At 38.3% G+C, this 20,516-nt stretch carries 19 protein-coding genes; 17 read left to right on the top strand and 2 right to left on the bottom strand.

Annotated features, from left to right (window positions below):
* The first annotated feature begins 110 nt into the window (after positions 1–110).
* The 5 genes from A5866_RS02135 to ybaK all read left to right on the top strand — a co-directional run bounded on the left by A5866_RS02135 (position 111) and on the right by ybaK (position 5,753).
* On the top strand, positions 111–2,168 hold the full coding sequence (locus A5866_RS02135; RefSeq protein WP_086444499.1) for an FAD-dependent oxidoreductase: 2,058 nt from the start codon (positions 111–113) through the stop codon (positions 2,166–2,168).
* Positions 2,169–2,184: 16 nt separating this feature from the next.
* Complete coding sequence (locus A5866_RS02140; protein ID WP_086279551.1) at positions 2,185–3,063, top strand: shikimate dehydrogenase; 879 nt, start codon at positions 2,185–2,187, stop codon at positions 3,061–3,063.
* A 16-nt stretch (positions 3,064–3,079) separates the two neighbouring features.
* Positions 3,080–4,282, top strand: a complete 1,203-nt coding sequence (locus A5866_RS02145; RefSeq protein WP_086444498.1) for an MFS transporter — start codon at positions 3,080–3,082, stop codon at positions 4,280–4,282.
* 14 nt (positions 4,283–4,296) lie between these two features.
* Positions 4,297–5,052, top strand: a complete 756-nt coding sequence (aroD, locus tag A5866_RS02150; RefSeq protein ID WP_086444497.1) for a type I 3-dehydroquinate dehydratase — start codon at positions 4,297–4,299, stop codon at positions 5,050–5,052.
* Positions 5,053–5,261: 209 nt separating this feature from the next.
* Positions 5,262–5,753: a Cys-tRNA(Pro) deacylase gene (ybaK, locus tag A5866_RS02155; protein WP_086279548.1), complete on the top strand. Its 492-nt coding sequence runs from the start codon at positions 5,262–5,264 to the stop codon at positions 5,751–5,753.
* On the opposite strand, the gene A5866_RS02160 is transcribed toward ybaK, so the two are convergent.
* Positions 5,754–6,149, bottom strand: a complete 396-nt coding sequence (locus A5866_RS02160) for a ribonuclease HI family protein (protein WP_086279547.1) — start codon at positions 6,147–6,149, stop codon at positions 5,754–5,756.
* An 83-nt stretch (positions 6,150–6,232) separates the two neighbouring features.
* Here A5866_RS02160 and A5866_RS02165 point away from each other — a divergent pair, with 83 nt between their 5' ends.
* Positions 6,233–6,676, top strand: a complete 444-nt coding sequence (locus tag A5866_RS02165) for an EbsA family protein (RefSeq protein ID WP_086279546.1) — start codon at positions 6,233–6,235, stop codon at positions 6,674–6,676.
* A gap of 36 nt (positions 6,677–6,712) precedes the next feature.
* Here A5866_RS02165 and A5866_RS02170 read toward each other — a convergent pair whose 3' ends face one another.
* A complete protein-coding gene (locus A5866_RS02170; protein ID WP_025869040.1) occupies positions 6,713–6,913 on the bottom strand; it encodes a cold-shock protein in 201 nt (66 codons plus the stop codon).
* Between the two features lie 182 nt (positions 6,914–7,095).
* Here A5866_RS02170 and A5866_RS02175 point away from each other — a divergent pair, with 182 nt between their 5' ends.
* The 11 genes from A5866_RS02175 (at position 7,096) to carB (ending at position 20,392) form a co-directional block, all read left to right on the top strand.
* Complete coding sequence (locus A5866_RS02175) at positions 7,096–8,766, top strand: formate--tetrahydrofolate ligase (RefSeq protein WP_086444496.1); 1,671 nt, start codon at positions 7,096–7,098, stop codon at positions 8,764–8,766.
* Positions 8,767–9,057: 291 nt separating this feature from the next.
* Positions 9,058–9,441 carry a hypothetical protein gene (locus tag A5866_RS02180; RefSeq protein ID WP_086444495.1) on the top strand — a complete coding sequence of 128 codons (384 nt, stop codon included), beginning with the start codon at positions 9,058–9,060 and terminating at the stop codon, positions 9,439–9,441.
* Positions 9,441–10,142, top strand: a complete 702-nt coding sequence (locus A5866_RS02185; protein WP_086279543.1) for a hypothetical protein — start codon at positions 9,441–9,443, stop codon at positions 10,140–10,142. Before A5866_RS02180 ends, A5866_RS02185 begins: the two co-directional genes overlap by 1 nt.
* 6 nt (positions 10,143–10,148) lie before the next feature.
* On the top strand, positions 10,149–10,625 hold the full coding sequence (lspA, locus tag A5866_RS02190) for a signal peptidase II (protein WP_086444494.1): 477 nt from the start codon (positions 10,149–10,151) through the stop codon (positions 10,623–10,625).
* A complete protein-coding gene (locus tag A5866_RS02195) occupies positions 10,612–11,517 on the top strand; it encodes an RluA family pseudouridine synthase (RefSeq protein ID WP_086444493.1) in 906 nt (301 codons plus the stop codon). Before lspA ends, A5866_RS02195 begins: the two co-directional genes overlap by 14 nt.
* Positions 11,518–11,947: 430 nt before the next feature.
* Positions 11,948–12,505 carry a bifunctional pyr operon transcriptional regulator/uracil phosphoribosyltransferase PyrR gene (gene pyrR / locus A5866_RS02200; protein ID WP_086444492.1) on the top strand — a complete coding sequence of 186 codons (558 nt, stop codon included), beginning with the start codon at positions 11,948–11,950 and terminating at the stop codon, positions 12,503–12,505.
* 33 nt (positions 12,506–12,538) lie between these two features.
* The gene (locus A5866_RS02205; protein ID WP_086279539.1) at positions 12,539–13,819 is read left to right on the top strand and encodes a solute carrier family 23 protein; all 1,281 of its coding nucleotides are present in this window, start codon (positions 12,539–12,541) and stop codon (positions 13,817–13,819) included.
* Positions 13,820–13,911: 92 nt separating this feature from the next.
* Positions 13,912–14,838, top strand: a complete 927-nt coding sequence (locus tag A5866_RS02210) for an aspartate carbamoyltransferase catalytic subunit (protein WP_086279538.1) — start codon at positions 13,912–13,914, stop codon at positions 14,836–14,838.
* 9 nt (positions 14,839–14,847) lie between these two features.
* Positions 14,848–16,131, top strand: coding sequence for a dihydroorotase (locus tag A5866_RS02215; protein WP_086279731.1), 1,284 nt, complete (start codon positions 14,848–14,850; stop codon positions 16,129–16,131).
* Between the two features lie 2 nt (positions 16,132–16,133).
* The gene (locus tag A5866_RS02220; protein WP_086279537.1) at positions 16,134–17,213 is read left to right on the top strand and encodes a carbamoyl phosphate synthase small subunit; all 1,080 of its coding nucleotides are present in this window, start codon (positions 16,134–16,136) and stop codon (positions 17,211–17,213) included.
* On the top strand, positions 17,213–20,392 hold the full coding sequence (gene carB, locus A5866_RS02225; protein ID WP_086444491.1) for a carbamoyl-phosphate synthase large subunit: 3,180 nt from the start codon (positions 17,213–17,215) through the stop codon (positions 20,390–20,392). Before A5866_RS02220 ends, carB begins: the two co-directional genes overlap by 1 nt.
* The last annotated feature ends 124 nt before the right edge of the window (positions 20,393–20,516 follow it).

The raw sequence follows: 20,516 nt of genomic DNA on the forward strand, positions 1-20,516 counted from the left end.
TATCAAAAAAATAGGGGAAATAGTTTTTGGAAAAAACATTACAATCAATTTTCCCTATTTTTCTGTCAGAGCTGAACGAGCCCGCTACGCTTTTAATTTAGGAGGTAATCATGAATAATTATCAAGCAATTTTTGAACCATTAACTGTAAAACGTATGACTTTAAAAAATCGTGTGGTGATGCCACCGATGGGGACGAATTTCGCTAATATGGATGGGACGTTCAGTATGCAGCATGTTTCCTACTATGAGCAACGTGCTAAGGGTGGAACGGGGTTGATCACGTTAGAAAATGTGTGTATCGATTATCCAATGGGCACTAATGGAGCTCGTCAATTAAGGATGGACAATGATCAATATATTTCAGGTCTGTGGCATTTTAATGAAAAAATGCATGCGTATGGAGCGTGTACGTCCGTACAAATCAACCATGCTGGTGCTTCGGCGTATGGTCTACGATTAGATGGGGAACAACCTGTTTCAGCGTCGAATATTCCTTCAAAAAAAGGGAATCCAATCCCACGTCCTTTGACTGAAGAGGAAATTTATGGAATCGTGGAGCGATATGCGGATGGTGCTTTAAGAGCGCAACGTGCTGGCTTTGATTGTGTAGAAATTCACGCAGGACATTCTTATCTACTAAGTCAGTTTTTATCTCCTTTATATAATAAACGGACGGATAAATTTGGCGGAAGCCCAGAGAATCGCGCTCGCTTAACCAAATTAGTTGTTGAAGCAGTTAGAAAAGCAGTGGGTCCTTTTTTCCCGATTTCGCTTCGATTTAGTGCCGATGAATTATTAGAAGGTGGGAATACCTTAGAAGATACGATTGAGATTTTAAGTTATTTTGCAGAAGAAGTCGATATTTTGAATGTTTCAGCTGCATTGAATGATAGTTTACAATATCAAATCGATAAAATGAACTTAGCAGATGGCTGGCGTGCTTACATGTCGAAAGCTGTTAAAGAACGTTTTCCAGATAAAGTTACTGTAACTTCTGGTAATATCCGTAGCCCAAAACGCGCAACGGAAATTTTAGAAGCCGGTGATGCTGATTTATTAGCGATGGGTCGTGGCTTAATTGCTGAGCCAAATTGGGTCAATAAAGTTGCCAATGGCCAAGAAGATTTACTAAGAAAATGTATTTCCTGCAATATTGGGTGTGCTGACCATCGAATTGCTAAAGCTCGTCCGATGCGCTGTACAGTCAATCCTGATCTTCATTATGAAGATGACTATAAAATGAAACCTGTTTTACATCCAACAAAAATGGTTGTAATTGGTGGCGGAACTACTGGACTTGAAGCTGCAGCAACAGCCGCTGAAGTGGGGGTCAGTGTTGAGCTCTTTGAGCAAAAAGAATACTTGGGTGGATTAGGGCATGAGATTGCACGTTTCCCAGACAAGAAAAGAATTGATGATTTCATTACTTATGAAATCAATCGCTGTAAAGAGTTGGATAATCTGGCGATTCATCTAAATCATGCAGCAACATTGACGGATATTGAAGCCATTGGACCAGATATTATTGTGAATGCTACTGGAGCAAAACCATTATTACCACCAATCAATGGTTTAAAAAAACAATTAGACAATCCAAACAGAAAAATCTTTTCGATCTTCGATATTTTAGAAGATATGTCAAACTTTCAAGAATTTGAAGGAAAAGAAATCGTCGTGATCGGTGGCGGTGCGGTTGGCTTAGATGTTGTTGAATATTATGCTGAACGTGGTGCCAAAAAAGTTAGTATTGTGGAAATGCAAGGTGAAATCGGGAAGGATCTAGATTTGATCACAAAGCTTGCAATGATGGAAATCGTTGAAAAATTTGACGTAGAAGTTTACGTAGAAACGAAATTGACAGAAGTGAAAGAAAGTAGTTTCTTAGTGGAAAAAGACGGAGAAATAGTTGAGTTACCATTTGATTTGGGCTTTGTTTGTTTGGGAATGCGAGCAGAAGCACCGATGATCCGTGAATTAGATCAATATGCTAGAAGTCATGGTGCGGTTCTTTTAAATATGGGGGATAGTAAAGTTGCTAGACGAATCATGGAAGGAACAAGGGAAGCCCGCGATATTCTAAAAACAATCGAAGTGCTAGAAAACACTCGAACACAAAAAATGTTATTTGAACAAACAAAGAGTTTACAAGCAACACAAACTATATAAAGTGAGGGAATTTAAGATGACAGAAAGAATTGATGGACACACACTATTGATCAGTTTGATTGCTACACCGATTCGCCATAGCTTATCACCAACGATGCATAATGAAGCTTTTGCAAAATTAGGGTTAGATTATGCTTATATGGCATTTGAAGTGGGAAATGAAGAATTGAAAGATGCCGTTCAAGGCATTCGCGCATTAGGGATTCGTGGTTCAAATGTTTCAATGCCGAATAAACAAGCAATTATCCCTTATTTAGATGAACTTTCGCCAGCGGCAAAATTAGTAGGTGCAGTTAATACTGTAACAAATAAAGATGGAAAAGGTCATTTAGTCGGACATGTAACCGATGGAACTGGCGCAATGCGTGCTTTGAAAGAAGAAGGCGTAGAAGTGGAAAATCAGATCATCACAATGACTGGTGCTGGTGGTGCTGGGACCGCAATTGCTATTCAAGCAGCGTTAGATGGTGCCAAAGAATTACGGATTTTCAATATCAATGATCAACACTTCAAAAATGCGGAAGCAACCGTGAAAAAAATCAACGAAAATACAGAATGTACAGCGACATTAACTGATTTGACTGATCAAGCGGCATTTAAGCAATCAATCAGCGAAAGTAGTATTTATATTGATGCTACAGGCGTTGGCATGAAACCATTACAAGAAGAAAGTCTGATCAATGATCCAGAAGTGATTCGTCCAGATTTAGTTGTCTTTGATGTTGTTTATATTCCAAAAGAAACAAAGTTATTAAAATTTGCTCGTGAACACGGTGCGAAGAAAACAATCAACGGACTTGGGATGATGCTTTATCAAGGAGCAGAAGCCTTTAAACATTTCACTGGGGAAGATATGCCTGTTGATTATATTAAAGAATTACTATTCAAGGACTAACAGTTAGGAGAAAACGATGAAAAATAAATACACACCGACCGCCATAGGTCTTTATATCAACTACATTGTCCATGGGATGGGCGTCATTATTATTTCACAAAACCAAAATTCATTAATGACCCAATGGGATACGGATTTAATGGGAATCGCCAAAGTTATTTCCATGTTAGGGATTGGGCGTTTGATTGCAATCATGATTTCAGGGCGTTTATCGGATAAGTTTGGCCGTAAACCATTTATTTACTTAGGAATGGTTACCTATGCGGCCTACTTCTTTGGGATTTTATATAGTCCTAGTGTTGAATTAGCGATGTTCTTTGCTGTTATTGCGGGAATTTCAAATTCATTTTTAGATTCTGGAACCTATCCTGCGTTGATGGAATCATTTCCAAAGACTGCTGGAACCGCAACGGTGTTATTAAAAGCCTTTATTCAAGGTGGTCAATTTGCCTTACCATTGATCATTAAATTTTTAGGGTCAAATCACTTATGGTTTGGTTGGTCATTTATGATTGCAGCGATTTTACTTGGTGTTAACGCAATCTACTTGTGGAAACAACCATTCCCAGATGCAGATGCCAAACAGGCAGAAGAAACAGAGGCAGCAGTTGAACAAGCACCCGTTGTTAAATTTAAATCAAAACCTAAGATGGCTATAGAAGGTGTTGCCTTTGTGATCTACGGTTTTATTGCTCAAGCAACGTTTTACTTAATCAGTCAATTTATTGGAACTTATGGGGAACAGGTTGCAGGGATGGCACAGACAGATGCTGGTGTTTTGGTATCGTATTATTCAATCGGATCATTATTATGCGTCGCATTTACAGCAATTATGGCTTCAAAAGTTCGTTCAGTCTATCTAGTTGTTATTTATACATTTGTTTCATTTTTGACTATCGCTGTTATGTGGCTGTTTCCAACACCACTTGTTTGTATGATTGGGGCAGCTTTAGTTGGTTTCTTTGCAGCTGGTGGCGTGTTACAATTAGGGTTAACTGTAATGGGGGAAATGTTCCCAGCAGGAAAAGGAACCATCACAGGAATTTATTATACATTTGGTAGTATTGCTTCATTTGTTATTCCTGTTGCAGCAGCACAAATCGCTAAAACCAACGTACGTGGTATCATGCTATTTGATACGATCATAGCTGGTATCGGTTTTGTCTTAGCAGTTATTATATTTATTCGTTATCGTCAAACAATCGATACATCTAAATAGGGAGGATCCATCAAATGAATACAGTAACAGTTAAAAACGTGACTATTGGAAGTGAAAGTCCTAAAATCATTGTTCCTTTAGTAGGTAAAAATGAAACAGAATTAATAGAAGAAGCAAAACACTTATTAACGATTGATTGTGATCTTGTTGAATGGCGCGTTGATTTTTTTGATCAAGTAACTAATTTTGAAGCAGCTGCAGAAATGTCAAAAAAAATCGCAGAAATTTTATCTGACAAACCAATACTTTTCACTTTTAGAACCAAACAAGAAGGTGGGGAACTTACTTTTACAGATGAGCAATACTTTGGTTTATACAAAACTGTTATTGAACATGGGGCAATTGATTTATTAGATGTTGAACTGTTTATGGATGATATTTGTGTTCAAGCGACGATTAAGGCAGCACATGAAAAAGCAATCAAAATCGTGATGTGTAATCATGATTTTGATAATACACCTACCAAAGAAGAAATCGTGTCAAGACTATGCAAGATGCAGGAAAAAAATGCAGATATCTGCAAGATTGCAGTAATGCCACAATCTTCAGATGATGTGTTGAGACTTTTAGAAGCAACCAATGAGATGAACGACAAACACGCTGATCGACCGATCGTTACAATGTCGATGGGACAACTAGGTATGGTTAGCCGCATGTGTGGCGAAGTTTTTGGTTCAGCAATGACGTTTGGTGCGGCTAAAAAAGCTTCTGCACCTGGTCAAGTACCCGTAGCGGAATTACGTAAAATTCTCAGAACATTAGCATTGTAAAAATCAAGGTCGAGATAAAAGTCTTTCGATTCGAGAGACAAGTAGGTACTGCATTTTACAGCAATAAGACACGTACTTTGTAGTTACGTTTTTCTCACCAGTTATTCGGATTTAGAGAGTGAAACAAAACTGATTTTTCGTTTTGTCCGCTCTCTTTTTTCTTGCATCGATTGATTTCTTTGATAAACTTGTTTATGAGGTGAATAGCGTTGGCAAAAAAAAAGAAAATCCAAAAAACAAATGCAATACGCATTGTAGAACAGCAGAAGATTCCGTATCAAGAATATGCGTTTGAATGGAGTGAGGATCATTTAAGTGCGAATAGTGTTGCTGAAAAGATTGGGATTGCAGACGGTAAAATTTTTAAAACATTGGTAACCGTTGGCAATAAAACGGGTCCAGTTGTAGCAGTGATTCCTGGTAATAAGGAGCTGAATTTAAAAAAATTAGCTAGTGCAAGTGGCAATAAAAAAGTGGATATGCTTCATTTGAAAGACTTAGAAGAAACGACTGGATATATTCGAGGTGGATGCTCTCCAATTGGCATGAAAAAATTATTTCCAACTTATATTGCTGAAGAGGCTAGCCACTTTGACACTATTATTGTGTCAGCAGGAAAAAGAGGGATGCAGATCGAATTGTCTCCAGCAGCGATTCTTCAAGTTACAAAAGGGGAAATAGCAGATATATCAATGGAATAGTTACTGATATTTTTGCAATGCTTGTTTGGCTAAAGTATCGGCACCTTTGTTTTGGCTTTCAGGAAGCCATTTTACCAATAATAGTGGGAAACGGTTTTCCAATTGTTGAAAAGTTTTAAGATAGGGCTGGAACAGTGGATTCTTAGCATGGTGCTTCTCAATTGTTTGCACCACGATCTTACTATCAGAGTGGATCAAAACAGTTTGATTATTTAGTTTTTTTTCGATGACGAATTGCAGTGCTTGGATAAATACTTTAAATTCAGCTTCGTGGTTGGAACACTCACCAAGAGAAACATGCAGCTGCTCGTGCAAATTTTCTCCGACAATAACGATCCCTCCGCCGCTTGGACCTGGATTTCCTTTTGTTGCAGCATCGACATATAATCGTAACATAAATATCTCCTTATTTTCTTTTCGTTCAAAGTTGAAGTATGTTACTATTATAACATACTGAATTTTTATTAAGGGGTCGCTACATGAAGAAAAAAGTCTATCATTGGCAACCAGAATTATCCACAGCGATAATTTATTGGTCCTGTACATTTGGCATTTTATTTTTAAGTTTAATATTAACATTGGAGCATACTCGTCCTTATTTGACTAGTAATATCGTATTAGGTATCTTCTTTTTCTTTACTTTTTTAGGGTGTAATCGTTATTTTATGATTGAGAATGAACAGTTGATCGTGCATGCATTATTGCCAATTAGACGAAAAAAAATAACATTGTCTGCAATTGAAATGATTCGAGTTGGACCGAAATGTATCGAAATAAGCTCAACTGAGTTTAAAGAGGGTACGCAACTATTTATCATGACGAAAAAAAATAAACAAGCATTTATCCAGTCAATGAAACAACAACGCTCATTGACGGCCCAGATTATTGATGATCCATTATTGACTATTGGTAAACACTATTAAAAAAACAGCATTCTGCTAAGCAGGATGCTGTTTTTCCTATATTTTCTTCACATGAGCAGCTTGTAGCCCTCGTGTGCCTTCCATTACTTCAAATTCTACGGCTTGATTTTCTTCTAATGACTTAAAGCCATCTTCTTCGATTGCTGTGAAATGAACAAAGATTTCTTCGTCCTCATTGTAACCAATAAAGCCGTAACCTTTTCTATTATCGAACCACTTGACGAACCCTTTTTCCATTCAAATCACGCTCCTTTATTTTCTAAAGTCTAGCATCATTATAAAGTGAAAAACGGAACCCGTCAATCTTTTGCAAAAAAGTTATTTTAATGATGGAAAAGCGCTGTGATACACGTTATAATAAGGAATAACTTAACAAATAGGTTGGATAACTAAAAATAGTTCGGGAAAAGAGGTTGTTTATGAAGACAGATATAGAAATTTCAAAGGAAGTTGACTTATTGCCCATTAATAAAGTAGCTGAATCAATTGGTTTAACAGATGAAGATCTAGAATTATTCGGGAAATATAAAGCTAAAATCGATTTTCAAACCATTCAGCGTCTGGCAGATAATAATGAAGGTAAATTGATCCTAGTAACTTCGATCAACCCCACGCCGGCTGGTGAAGGTAAATCAACGGTCACCATTGGTTTAGGAGATGCATTGAATCATATTGGGAAGAAAACAGTCATTGCATTACGTGAACCTTCATTGGGACCTGTTATGGGCATCAAAGGTGGTGCAACAGGTGGAGGATATGCTCAAGTGTTGCCAATGGAAGATATCAATTTGCATTTTACTGGGGATATGCATGCGATCACAACAGCTAATAATGCGCTTTCTGCTTTATTAGATAATCATATCCAGCAAGGGAATGAACTTGGGATCGATGCTAGAAGGGTCATTTGGAAAAGAGTAGTTGACTTGAATGATCGTGCGTTACGTCAAGTAATCGTAGGCTTAGGCGGTCCAGTCCAAGGAGTGCCACGCGAAGATGGGTTTGATATTACTGTGGCAAGTGAGATCATGGCTATATTATGTTTAGCAACCGATTTAGAAGATTTGAAGTTTAGGTTAGGCAATATCGTTATTGGCTATACCTTTGATCGTAATCCTGTAACTGTTAGTGATTTGGGTGTTCAAGGTGCGTTAACCTTACTATTGAAAGATGCTCTCAAACCTAATCTAGTTCAAACAATATATGGCACTGCAGCATTTGTTCATGGTGGCCCGTTTGCAAATATTGCACATGGCTGTAATAGCATTTTAGCAACGAAAACAGCGTTGAAGTTGGGTGATTATGTTGTAACTGAAGCAGGTTTCGGGGCGGATCTTGGTGGAGAGAAATTCTTAGACATCAAGGTTCCTAACTTAAAGAAAGCACCCGATGCAGTGGTGATTGTAGCAACGATCCGTGCGCTGAAAATGCATGGCGGAGTAGCTAAAAATGCATTAAATACAGAAAATATTTCGGCTTTAGTTAAAGGATTTTCAAATTTACACAAGCATATTGAAAACATGCAAAGTTATGGCTTGCCTGTAGTTGTGGCGATCAATGAATTTGTAAGCGATACTGAAAACGAAATTGAAGCTTTACGTGAATTATGTGAAACGATCAAAGTCCCTGTTGAGCTAACAAGTGTTTGGGAAAAGGGAGCTGAAGGCGGTGTTGCCTTAGCTAAACGTGTTACTCAAGTTATTGCAGAGCAAACAGCAGATTTTAAAACCATTTATCAAATGGGCATGAACTTAGAAGATAAAATCAAAGCAATCGTGACCAAAATTTATGGTGGAGAGGATGTGTCTTTTTCCAAGAAGGCCCAAAGTCAATTAGCAACTTTTGAAAAATATGGGTGGGATCGTTTACCAGTCTGTATGGCCAAAACTCAATATTCCTTATCCGATGATCCACAAAAATTAGGTCGACCAGAAGAGTTTACCATAACGATTCGTGAGTTGGTCCCAAAAATCGGCGCTGGATTTGTTGTTGCGTTAACAGGAGATGTTATGACGATGCCTGGCTTACCAAAGAAACCAGCCGCGTTAAATATGGATGTAGATAAAGACGGCAATGCCTTTGGATTATTTTAAAATTTAGTACGAATTAAATAGAAAGGGTACGGGATAAAAGTAAAAAATTTTTTTGTCTCGCTCTCTAAACCCGAATAAACGGCGAGAAAAAAGCACCTCCTTTGGAAATAAGCTGAAATTCACAAAGTTTTTAAGAACAAATTTCGTGAATTCCTTCTTATTTCTTGGAGCTAAACACTTTTTTCTCGGCCTTTTTTATCATTTCGTTTATTTCCATTCAAGCCAACTTCTTTCTTCCAGTCAGACGCTTTTTGTTATATACTTTAGATTAGAACTCGAGGAGGGATCAGCATGAAGATTCGTTGTACTAGAAATACCGGATTTTATGGAATGGGCAGTCCAATCGAGATTAGAAAAAACAATGAAAATTGGTTTTATTTAGGCCAAAATGAAACAAAAGAAGTCGAATTAGAAGAATCAGAATGCACAATTCAGGCTAGGTTTTTCTTTTTGAAGAGTATGTCGATTACAGTGAGCAATCAGAATCAAATGATTGATTTAGAGATAACGATGAACCCAACTCTGATCTTGATTTATGTTATACTCTTTGTTGGCATGTTTTTAATTCCAGTTTTACAGTTGAACATCGCTGGCGTTTTACTATTGCTTGTTCTTTATTTTGTGTTTGTTTTTTCAATGTTGAATAAAGCTTATATCATCAAGGAGAAGATCTAATGGGTGAAAGAGCCGAAGAATTTTTAAGTAGTTTTAACCGAATCGAAAAGTGGTTTCGTGAACAATTGAATAATCCGACTAATATGGGCTTTAGTGAGATGGTTCGCAGACTCTCAAGAAAGAAAGACAGTCATATACCGCTTTTTCAAGATGATTTACTGCAAATGGCACAATTAAGAAACGCCATCGTACATGAACAAATCTCAACTGATTTCGTGATAGCTGAACCGAATGAATGGGCAGTGAATCGTATGCGGGAAATTGAACAAGCGTTGATCAGTCCAGAAAAAGTGTTTCCGAAGTTTGCAAAAAAGGTAACAGGATTTGATATTAATATTTCAATTAAAGATATTTTAGCAATTGTTGCACGTAAACAGTATTCACAGTTTCCAATCTATGATGCAGGCATCTTTAAAGGTCTAATTACAGTTCGTGGACTGGGAATTTGGTTAGCCGTTGAAAGCTCTAAAGGAGATATCCAATTAGAAGGTAGAAAAGCAGCCGAACTTTTGGTAAGCAATTATAAAGGAAGTAACTATCAATTTGTCGGCAAGGAAGCAACCGTGTTTCAAGTTGAAGAGATGTTCGTGACGCAAGTCAGATTAGAAGCGATATTGATTACAAAAGATGGTAACCCTAATGGAAGCTTACTTGGGATTATTCGTCCGAGGGATTTATACAATAATTTAGAGAAGGAATGAAAGCCGTTGTTAGCAGTTTATCTGATTATTAGTGCAGTTTTGATTGGTTTAGATCAATGGGTAAAATATTTAACCGTAACAAATATTCCATTGGGAGAAACGAAAGAGTTTATCCCCGGCTTTATGTCGTTTACGTATCTTCGTAACACGGGAGCTGCTTGGAGTCTTTTAGAAGGGAAAATGTGGTTTTTTTATATTGTTACTGTGGTTGTCGTAGCCGTAGTTCTGTATATTTTAATCAAACATATTAATGGAAGTAAATGGTTTACAATTGGGTTGAGTTTAGTTCTAGCAGGAGCCGTCGGCAATTTTATTGATCGTTTGCGTTTAGGTTATGTTGTTGATATGTTCCAAACAGATTTTATCAGCTTTCCGATTTTCAATGTTGCTGACTCAGCGCTAGTTATTGGCGTGATATGTATTTTTATTTATCTGATTTTAGACGAAAAAGCAGCGAAGGATGGGAAAAATGGAACAAATTAATGTAAAAGTAAAACAGGAAAAAGGACGAATCGATAAAGTTTTGAGTGATTTATTGAAAGAGCACTCACGTTCTCAGATTCAACAATGGTTAAAAGATCAAAATATAACGGTCAATGGTGAAGTGACCCGTTCAAATTATAAAGTAAAAGAAAACGATGAGATCAGCATCAATGTGCCAGAACCAGTTGAACTTGACGTTGTGGCTGAAGACATTCCGATTGAAATCGTGTATGAAGATGATGATGTGTTGGTAATAAATAAACCGCAAGGTATGGTGGTTCATCCATCTGCAGGACACCAAAATGGGACCCTGGTCAATGCGTTGCTATATCACATTAAAGATCTTTCTTCTATCAATGGGATTATTCGACCAGGAATCGTTCATCGGATTGACAAAGATACATCTGGTTTATTGATGGTAGCCAAAAATGATAAAGCTCATGAGGCATTAGCCGCACAGTTAAAGGATAAAACATCGATTAGAAAATATATTGCTTTAGTTCACGGTGAAATTACGCATGATAAAGGAGAGATTGATGCGCCGATTGGCCGTTCAAAAAATGATCGAAAAATGCAAGCAGTCATTGAAGGTGGAAAACTAGCTGTGACCCATTTTGAAGTCTTAGAACGATATGAGGGATACACTTTAGTTCAATTACAATTGGAAACAGGACGCACACATCAAATACGTGTTCACATGAAATATATTGGTTTTCCAGTTGCAGGCGATCCACTTTATGGACCAAGAAAAACACTAAAAGGCAACGGTCAATTTTTACATGCTGAGGTTTTAGGGTTCAAACATCCTACAACTGGCCAAATGATGGTCTTTGAAGCACCGCTACCAGAACTTTTTGAAAAAACTTTAAATCAATTAAGAAATAATGATTGATTTATTTGAAAAGAAAAGGTACACTGTTTTGAGAAAGAAAATTAAATAAGCATCCTTTAAGAGTAGTCCCGTGAGGCTAAGAAGGAAACATGTAGAACAATATCTAGGTGCGCTTAGAAAAAATCTGCGTGAAATGAATAGTATCTTTGTATAGATAAATTCAATCCTCCTATCCGAACACGGGTAGGAGGATTTTTGTTTACTGTGAATTGCTGTGAATCACTGCGATTGCTTTGCAGAGCAGATAATGAATAGTACTTGGCAAACGAAGTGAGCGAAGCTACTTTGGTAGTGAATCACCAAGAGTCTTAACTACTCAACACTAGGCAGAACTTATACCACATGAAAAAGAGCAAGTGTATCGCCTACACACTAGAGCAAGTTGCTCATAAAGCAACATTAAAAAGTACATTTTTAGGAGGAGTCAAACATGCAAAAAAAAGAAGTCGTTGACACTGTGACGATGAAACGTGCACTTACAAGAATCACTTATGAAATTATTGAAAGAAACAAAGGAATCCAAGATATCGTATTGGTCGGCATCAAAACACGAGGAATCTACATCGCTCAACGAATTGCTGAACGTTTAAAACAATTAGAACAAATTGACGTTCCAGTCGGTGAGTTGGATATTACTTTATACCGAGATGATATGGACGGTCAATCGATGAAAGCTCGTTCATTAGAAGAACCAGAACTTCACTCTTCTGACATTCCAGTTTCTTTAGAAGGTAAAGAAGTAATTTTGATTGATGACGTACTCTTTACAGGTCGGACAATCAGAGCGGCAATGGATGCAGTGATGGATCTTGGTCGACCAAGAAAAATTTCATTGGCCGTTTTGGTAGACAGAGGTCACAGAGAACTTCCAATCAGAGCAGACTACGTGGGGAAAAATATTCCAACTTCTATGGCAGAAGAAATCATTGTTGAAGTAGAAGAAAAAGACGGAGCTGATCGGATTTTGATCGCAAGCATTGACGAATAGACAAATACATTAGTAAAGATAGGATAGGTTGAGATGACAGAAAAAGAATTTCGCAATGAAGAAGCAGTATTAGATATTCATGATAAACCCAAAACCGTACATTGGATCGGCTTAAGTTTACAGCATTTATTTACCATGTTTGGTGCAACAGTATTAGTTCCAATTTTAGTAGGAATTGATCCAGGAATCGCTTTGGTCAGTTCAGGGCTTGGAACCATCGTTTACTTATTCGTAACGAAAGGTAAAATTCCAGCTTATCTTGGAAGTAGTTTTGCTTTTATTGCGGCTATGCAGATGTTGATGAAAAGCGATGGCTATCCAGCAATCGCACAAGGGGCAATGACAACAGGATTGGTTTATCTGATTGTTTCTATTATCATCAGTAAAATAGGATCGGCTTGGCTAGATAAAATCTTACCACCAATCGTTGTTGGACCTGTAGTGATGGTCATCGGCTTAGGCTTGGCTTCAAATGCTGCAAATAATGCTATGTATAACAATGGGGACTATGATTTCAAATTCATTGCAGTTGCGTTGATCACATTGGGTTTAACCATTTTCTATAACATGTTTTTCAAAGGGTTCCTGGGCTTGATTCCAATCTTACTAGGAATCGTCAGTGGTTATCTAGTTGCTTTATTATTCGGGATTGTAGATGTTGAACCAATCAAACAAGCTGCGTGGTTTGCCATGCCAAACTTCGAGATTCCTTTTGTTCAATATCAGCCAAAACTCCACTTGAATGCAATCACAACGATGGCACCGATCGCATTCGTCACAATGACGGAACATATCGGACACTTAATGGTCTTAAATAAATTGACTAAACGCAATTTTTTTCAAGATCCTGGTTTATCCAAAACGTTGATGGGAGACGGAGCGGCGCAAATCGTAGCTGGTTTAGTCGGCGGACCTCCTGTTACAAGTTATGGCGAAAATATCGGTGTTCTAGCAATCACTCGTGTTCATAGTGTGTTCGTGATTGCAGGAGCTGCAGTGTTCGCGGTGGGATTAGGTTTTGTTGGGAAATTAAGTGCAATCATTTTAAGTATCCCTGGTCCAGTTATCTCTGGTATCAGCTTTGTGTTATTCGGTGTCATTGCGGCAAGCGGGTTGAAAATCCTGATCGACAATCAAATCAACTTTGATAAGAAAAAGAATTTATTAATTGCCTCTGTGATCTTAGTCATTGGGATTGGCGGATTGGTCTTTAAATTGGATACCTTTGAATTGTCATCAATGGCATTAGCAACAGTCTTAGGAATCATTCTAAACCTGATTTTACCTGAAACAGCGCGCAGTGAAGAAAAGTAGTCTAACTAGGTAAAAAAGTGTGGAACGTTGTTATCATTGATATCTAGCTTCAAGAGCTAGCCTTTCAGCTTTTAAAACAAGGAGGAAAACGAATGATCATCACATCTGAACGTATCAGTTTAAAACATCTTTTAACAGTAGAAGTATTAAGTGACCAAGAAGTTATGGGCCTGATTCATCGTGCTCAAGAGTTTAAACAAGGAGCAACTTGGCAACCCGAGAAAAAACAATACTTTGCGACAAATCTGTTCTTTGAAAATAGTACACGAACACATAAGAGCTTTGATGTTGCCGAGAAAAAATTAGGGATTGAAGTAATTGAGTTTGAAGAAAGTATGAGCTCGGTCAAAAAAGGTGAAACACTCTATGATACAGTGCTGACAATGTCGGCAATCGGAGTTGATGTGGCAGTCATCCGTCATGGAGAAGAAAATTATTACGATGAACTGATCCAAAGTAAAACAATTCAATGTTCTATTATTAACGGTGGTGACGGTAGTGGTCAACATCCGACTCAATGCCTACTAGATTTAATGACAATATACGAGGAATTTGGATACTTTGAGGGATTGAAAATTGCAATCGTTGGGGATATTACACATTCTAGAGTAGCGAAATCCAACATGCAGATGTTAAAGCGACTTGGCGCTACAATCTTTTTTTCAGGACCAGAGGAATGGTACGATAAGCAATTTGAAGCTTATGGCCATTATATGCCTTTAGATGAAGTGGTCGAAACAGTTGATGTGATGATGTTGCTTAGAGTACAACATGAACGTCATGATGGATCTGAAATATTCTCAAAAGAAGAGTACCATCAGCAATATGGTCTAACTGTTGAGCGCGCAAAACGACTACAAAAACATGCAGTCATAATGCATCCTGCTCCTGTGAATCGTGATGTTGAGCTGGCAGATTCTCTAGTAGAAGGAATCCAGTCTAGAATCATCCAACAAATGAGTAATGGTGTCTATATGAGAATGGCAATTTTAGAAGCAGTATTACAAGGAAAGGCATAGGTGAACAATATGAAAACACTTATCAAAAATGGAAAAATCATAAAAAAAGATAATCAATTGATTCCAGCAGAAATATGGATCGAAGAGGGCAAGATCAGAGCAATTGGAGAATTTTTTGAAGAAAGTACATTTGATAAAGTCTACGATGCCAAAGGTCAATTGATCGTACCAGGATTAGTGGATGTCCATGTTCATCTAAGAGAACCAGGGTTTACTTATAAAGAAACAATCGAAACGGGTAGTAAATCAGCAGCCAGAGGCGGATATACGACAGTTTGTGCAATGCCTAATTTAAATCCTGTTCCTGATACTGCAGAAAAATTAAAAGAAGTATACGAAATCATTGAAAAAAATGCTGTAGTAAAAGTGCTACAGTATGCACCAATCACAGAGGAGTTACGCAGTGAAACATTGACCAATCAAAAAGCGTTAAAAGAAGTTGGCGCTTTTGCATTTACAAACGATGGTGTGGGTGTGCAAACAGCAGGGATTATGTATCTTGCAATGAAAGAAGCGGCAGCACTTGATATGGCAATCGTGGCCCATACAGAAGATGAGTCACTGCTTTTTGGCGGAGTCATGCACGAGGGGGAAATTTCTAAAAAGTTAGGGTTACCAGGGATTTTAAGTTCTACTGAAGCATCACAGATTGCTCGTGATGTTGTCTTAGCCGGTGAAACAGGTGTTCATTATCATGTCTGTCATGTTTCAACAAAAGAAAGTGTTCGTGTAATCCGTGATGCCAAACGAGCGGGCATCCGCGTTACAGCAGAAGTTGCGCCTCATCATTTGATTTTAGTTGATGAAAATATCCCAGAAGATAATGGTTTCTGGAAAATGAATCCGCCGCTTAGAGCAACAGCTGATCGTGATGCATTAATCGAAGGGTTACTAGATGGTACGATCGATTGTATCGCAACAGATCACGCGCCACATGGGCTGGAAGAAAAAAATCAAACATTTTTAAAAGCTCCCTTTGGTATAGTTGGGAGTGAAACAGCTTTTCAACTAATATACACGAATTTTGTTGAGGCAGGAAAATTCACTTTAGAACAAGTAATTGACTGGATGGCAACCAAACCTGCAGAAATTTTTGGTTTAGATGCAGGAACACTGACGATCGGTGCCCCGGCAGACATTGCTATTTTTGACTTAGAGCTAGAAGAAACGATTGACGATCAGGACTTTGAATCGCTCGGTGTTAATACACCATTTGTCGGTTGGAAAGTCAAAGGAAACACATTAATGACTTTTGTTGATGGACAATCAGCTTGGTCTAAGGGAGATGCATAAAGTTGAAGCGACTATTGATACTAGAAGACGGAACCGTTTTTGAAGGAAAAGCCTTTGGTGCAGAGGTCAACGTTGTTGGAGAGATTGTTTTTACAACAAGTATGACAGGTTACCAAGAAACGATCACTGACCAAAGTTTCAATGGTCAAATTATTACATTTACCTATCCAATGGTCGGAAACTACGGTGTCAATCGTGATGATTATGAATCAATTTCGCCTACTTGTAAAGGCGTGGTAGTGAAAGAACATGCACGCTTAGCTTCAAACTGGCGGGCACAAATGACGCTGGACGAATTTCTAAAAAGAAAAGGCATACCAGGGATTTCTGGAATCGACACTCGTGCATTGACTAAAAAACTTCGTTCTATTGGAACCATGAAAGCTGGGTTTATCGACATTGATGACGATCTAACTCATGAATTTGATCAGTTAAAAGCGACTGTCTTGCCCAAAAATCAAGTAGCGCAAGTTTCCACAACCAAACCTTACCCAAGTCCTGGAATCGGTAGAAATGTGATCGTTGTTGATTTTGGTTTGAAGCATAGTATTTTAAGAGAATTATCAAAACGTCATTGCAACTTGACCGTGTTACCGTACAACACTGATGCGGAAACGATTTTAGAACTTTCACCAGATGGTGTGATGTTAACAAATGGCCCAGGGGACCCAAAGGATGTGCCAGAAGCGATTGAAATGATTCAAGCAATCCAAGGAAAAGTCCCGATTTTCGGTATTTGCCTAGGTCATCAATTATTCGCTTTAGCTAATGGAGCAGATACCTATAAAATGAAGTTTGGTCATAGGGGCTTAAATCATCCGGTTCGAGAAATAGCAACTGGGAGAATCGATTTTACTTCACAAAATCATGGCTATGCAGTTGATGCTACAACAGTTGATCCTGAGAAGTTGATGGTTACTCATGTAGAGGTGAATGATGGCTCAGTAGAAGGGGTTAGACATCGTCAATACCCGGCCTTTACCGTTCAATACCACCCAGATGCAGCACCTGGTCCACACGACGGTTTACATTTGTTTGACGAATTTATGGAATTAATGGATGCATGGAAGGAGCAGGACTAATGCCAAAAAGATCAGATATCAAGAAAATCATGGTAATCGGTTCTGGACCGATCATTATTGGCCAAGCTGCAGAATTTGATTATGCTGGCACACAAGCCTGTCTTGCTTTAAGAGAAGAAGGATACGAAGTCGTTTTGGTTAATTCAAACCCGGCAACGATCATGACAGATAAAGAAATTGCCGATCAAGTATATATTGAACCGATCACACTAGAATTTGTCTCTCGTATTCTACGAAAAGAACGACCAGATGCATTACTACCGACTTTAGGTGGTCAAACAGGGTTAAATATGGCAATGGAACTTGCCGCATCTGGAATTTTGACTGAACTGAATGTAGAATTGCTAGGAACTAAATTAAATGCGATCGACCAAGCTGAAGATCGTGATTTGTTTAAACAATTAATGGAAGAGTTGGATCAACCGATTCCTGAAAGTGAAATCGTCAATACTGTAGAGGAAGCAGTAGAATTTGCCAATACGATTGGTTATCCGATCATTGTACGTCCTGCGTTTACTTTAGGTGGAACGGGCGGAGGAATGTGTGATAATGAAGCGGAATTACGGCTCATTGCTGAAAATGGGCTGAAATTATCGCCTGCAACACAGTGCTTGATCGAAAAGAGTATTGCTGGTTTTAAAGAAATCGAGTATGAAGTGATGCGAGATTCCGCTGACAATGCAATCGTTGTTTGTAATATGGAAAACTTCGATCCAGTCGGGATCCATACAGGAGATTCGATTGTATTCGCACCAAGTCAAACTCTATCTGATCATGAATATCAAATGCTGCGTGATGCGTCCCTTAAAATCATTAGAGCGCTAAAAATAGAAGGGGGCTGTAACGTTCAGTTAGCACTAGATCCACACAGTTTTAATTATTATGTGATTGAAGTGAATCCAAGAGTTTCTAGATCGTCCGCCCTAGCCAGTAAAGCAACTGGCTACCCGATTGCTAAATTAGCAGCTAAAATTGCTGTAGGATTAACTTTGGATGAAATGAAAAATCCAGTTACAGGAACAACCTATGCAGAATTTGAGCCAGCATTGGATTACGTAGTGGCAAAAATTCCTCGCTGGCCTTTCGATAAATTTGAAAAAGGGGAACGTCGTTTAGGTACTCAAATGAAAGCGACAGGTGAGGTTATGGCCATCGGTCGTAACATCGAAGAATCATTACTAAAAGCTGTTCGTTCACTAGAAATCGGTGCTTATCATAATGAATTAAAAGAAATAAAAGAAGTTAGTGATGAACTTTTGACAGAAAAAATCGTAAAAGCACAAGATGACCGCTTATTTTATCTATCAGAAGCCATCAGAAGAGGATTTACGATCGAAGAGTTGGCTATGCTAACTAAAATCGATTTGTTCTTCCTTGATAAATTACTTCATATCGTTGAGCTAGAGACCGCATTGGAAAGTAATTTCAAAGATAACGAAACATTAAAAGAAGCAAAACAAAATGGGTTTACTGATCGAAAAATTGCTGATTTATGGCAAACAAGTGAACAAGAAGTTTCTGACTATCGTCATGAGCAAAAGATACTGCCAGTTTATAAAATGGTTGACACTTGCGCGGCTGAGTTTGAATCTAAAACTCCTTATTTTTACAGTACGTATGAATTCGAAAATGAAAGCATCCGTTCTGAAAAACCGTCTGTTTTGGTTTTAGGATCTGGTCCAATCAGAATCGGACAAGGAGTAGAATTCGATTATGCAACCGTTCATTCAGTAAAAGCAATCCAAGCAGCAGGGTATGAAGCAATCATTATGAATAGTAATCCTGAAACAGTTTCAACAGACTTCTCGATTTCGGATAAATTATATTTTGAACCATTAACGCTTGAAGACGTGATGAATGTAATTGAGTTAGAGCAACCAACAGGCGTAATCGTTCAGTTTGGCGGTCAAACAGCAATCAACCTAGCAGAACCACTAGTTAAGCAAGGTGTAAAAATCTTAGGAACGTCGATCGAAGATTTAGATAGAGCAGAAAATCGGGACTTATTTGAGCAAGCACTACAAGCGTTGGATATTCCACAACCACCTGGTGATACCGCTACGAGCGCTGAAGAAGCCGTAGCTGTTGCCAATAGAATCGGTTATCCAGTTTTAGTTCGACCAAGCTATGTTCTTGGTGGACGAGCAATGGAAATTGTTGAAAACCAAAAAGACTTGGAAGATTATATGCGAAATGCAGTAAAAGCTTCACCAGAGCATCCTGTCTTAGTTGACAGCTATTTATTAGGTAAAGAATGTGAAGTAGACGCGATTTGCGACGGTCAAACGGTCTTGATTCCTGGTATTATGGAACATATTGAACGTGCTGGAGTCCATTCGGGTGATTCAATGGCGGTGTATCCGCCACAAACTTTGTCGAATGAAATTCAACAAACGATTGCCGATTATACAAAAAAATTAGCAATCGGATTGAACTGTATCGGTATGATGAATATCCAATTCGTGATCCATGAGGAAAAAGTCTATGTGATCGAAGTTAATCCACGTGCTAGTCGAACAGTACCATTTTTAAGCAAAATCACAGGAATTCCGATGGCTCAAGTCGCTACAAAAGCAATTCTTGGTGAAAAACTAACCGATCTAGGCTATCAAGATGGTTTATATCCTGAAAGTCAGCAAGTCCATATCAAAGCACCCGTATTTTCTTTCACTAAACTCCAAAAGGTCGATACTTATTTAGGGCCTGAAATGAAATCAACGGGTGAAGTAATGGGTTCTGATTATAGTCTAGAAAAAGCCTTATATAAAGCGTTTGAAGCATCAGGGTTACATTTGCCAAGTTTTGGTGCAGTCTTGTTTACCATAGCTGATGAAACAAAAGAAGAAGCGTTGGCATTAGCAAAACGATTTAATGAAATTGGCTATAGCTTGATCGCAACAAAAGGTACGGCTGAATTTTTAGCAGAAAATGGCTTATTAGTTAAAACCGTTCTTAAAATCAATCAAGGTGGCGAAACGGTTCTTGATTTGATTCGTAGCGGGGAAGCCCAAGTTGTGGTAAATACGATGGATAAGAATCGTTCTGATTTAAATCAAGATGGGTTTTTGATCAGACGTGAAGCAGTAGAACATGGTGTCCCATTATTCACTTCACTGGATACGGCAGAAGCCATCTTAAAAGTGTTGGAATCACGGTCATTTTCAACAGAGTCTATCTAAATTTAAAGTGTCTGAGACATAACTCTGTGAGTCATATCCCAGACATCTGGAGTCCGGATAAACGGTGGGAGCAAACGGTCCTCCATGCTTCGAGGATCGGAGTGAAACGAGAACCGTAGATGCA

The organism is Enterococcus sp. 12C11_DIV0727, from assembly GCF_002148425.2.
GTDB classification, from domain to species: Bacteria; Bacillota; Bacilli; order Lactobacillales; family Enterococcaceae; genus Enterococcus_L; species Enterococcus_L lemimoniae.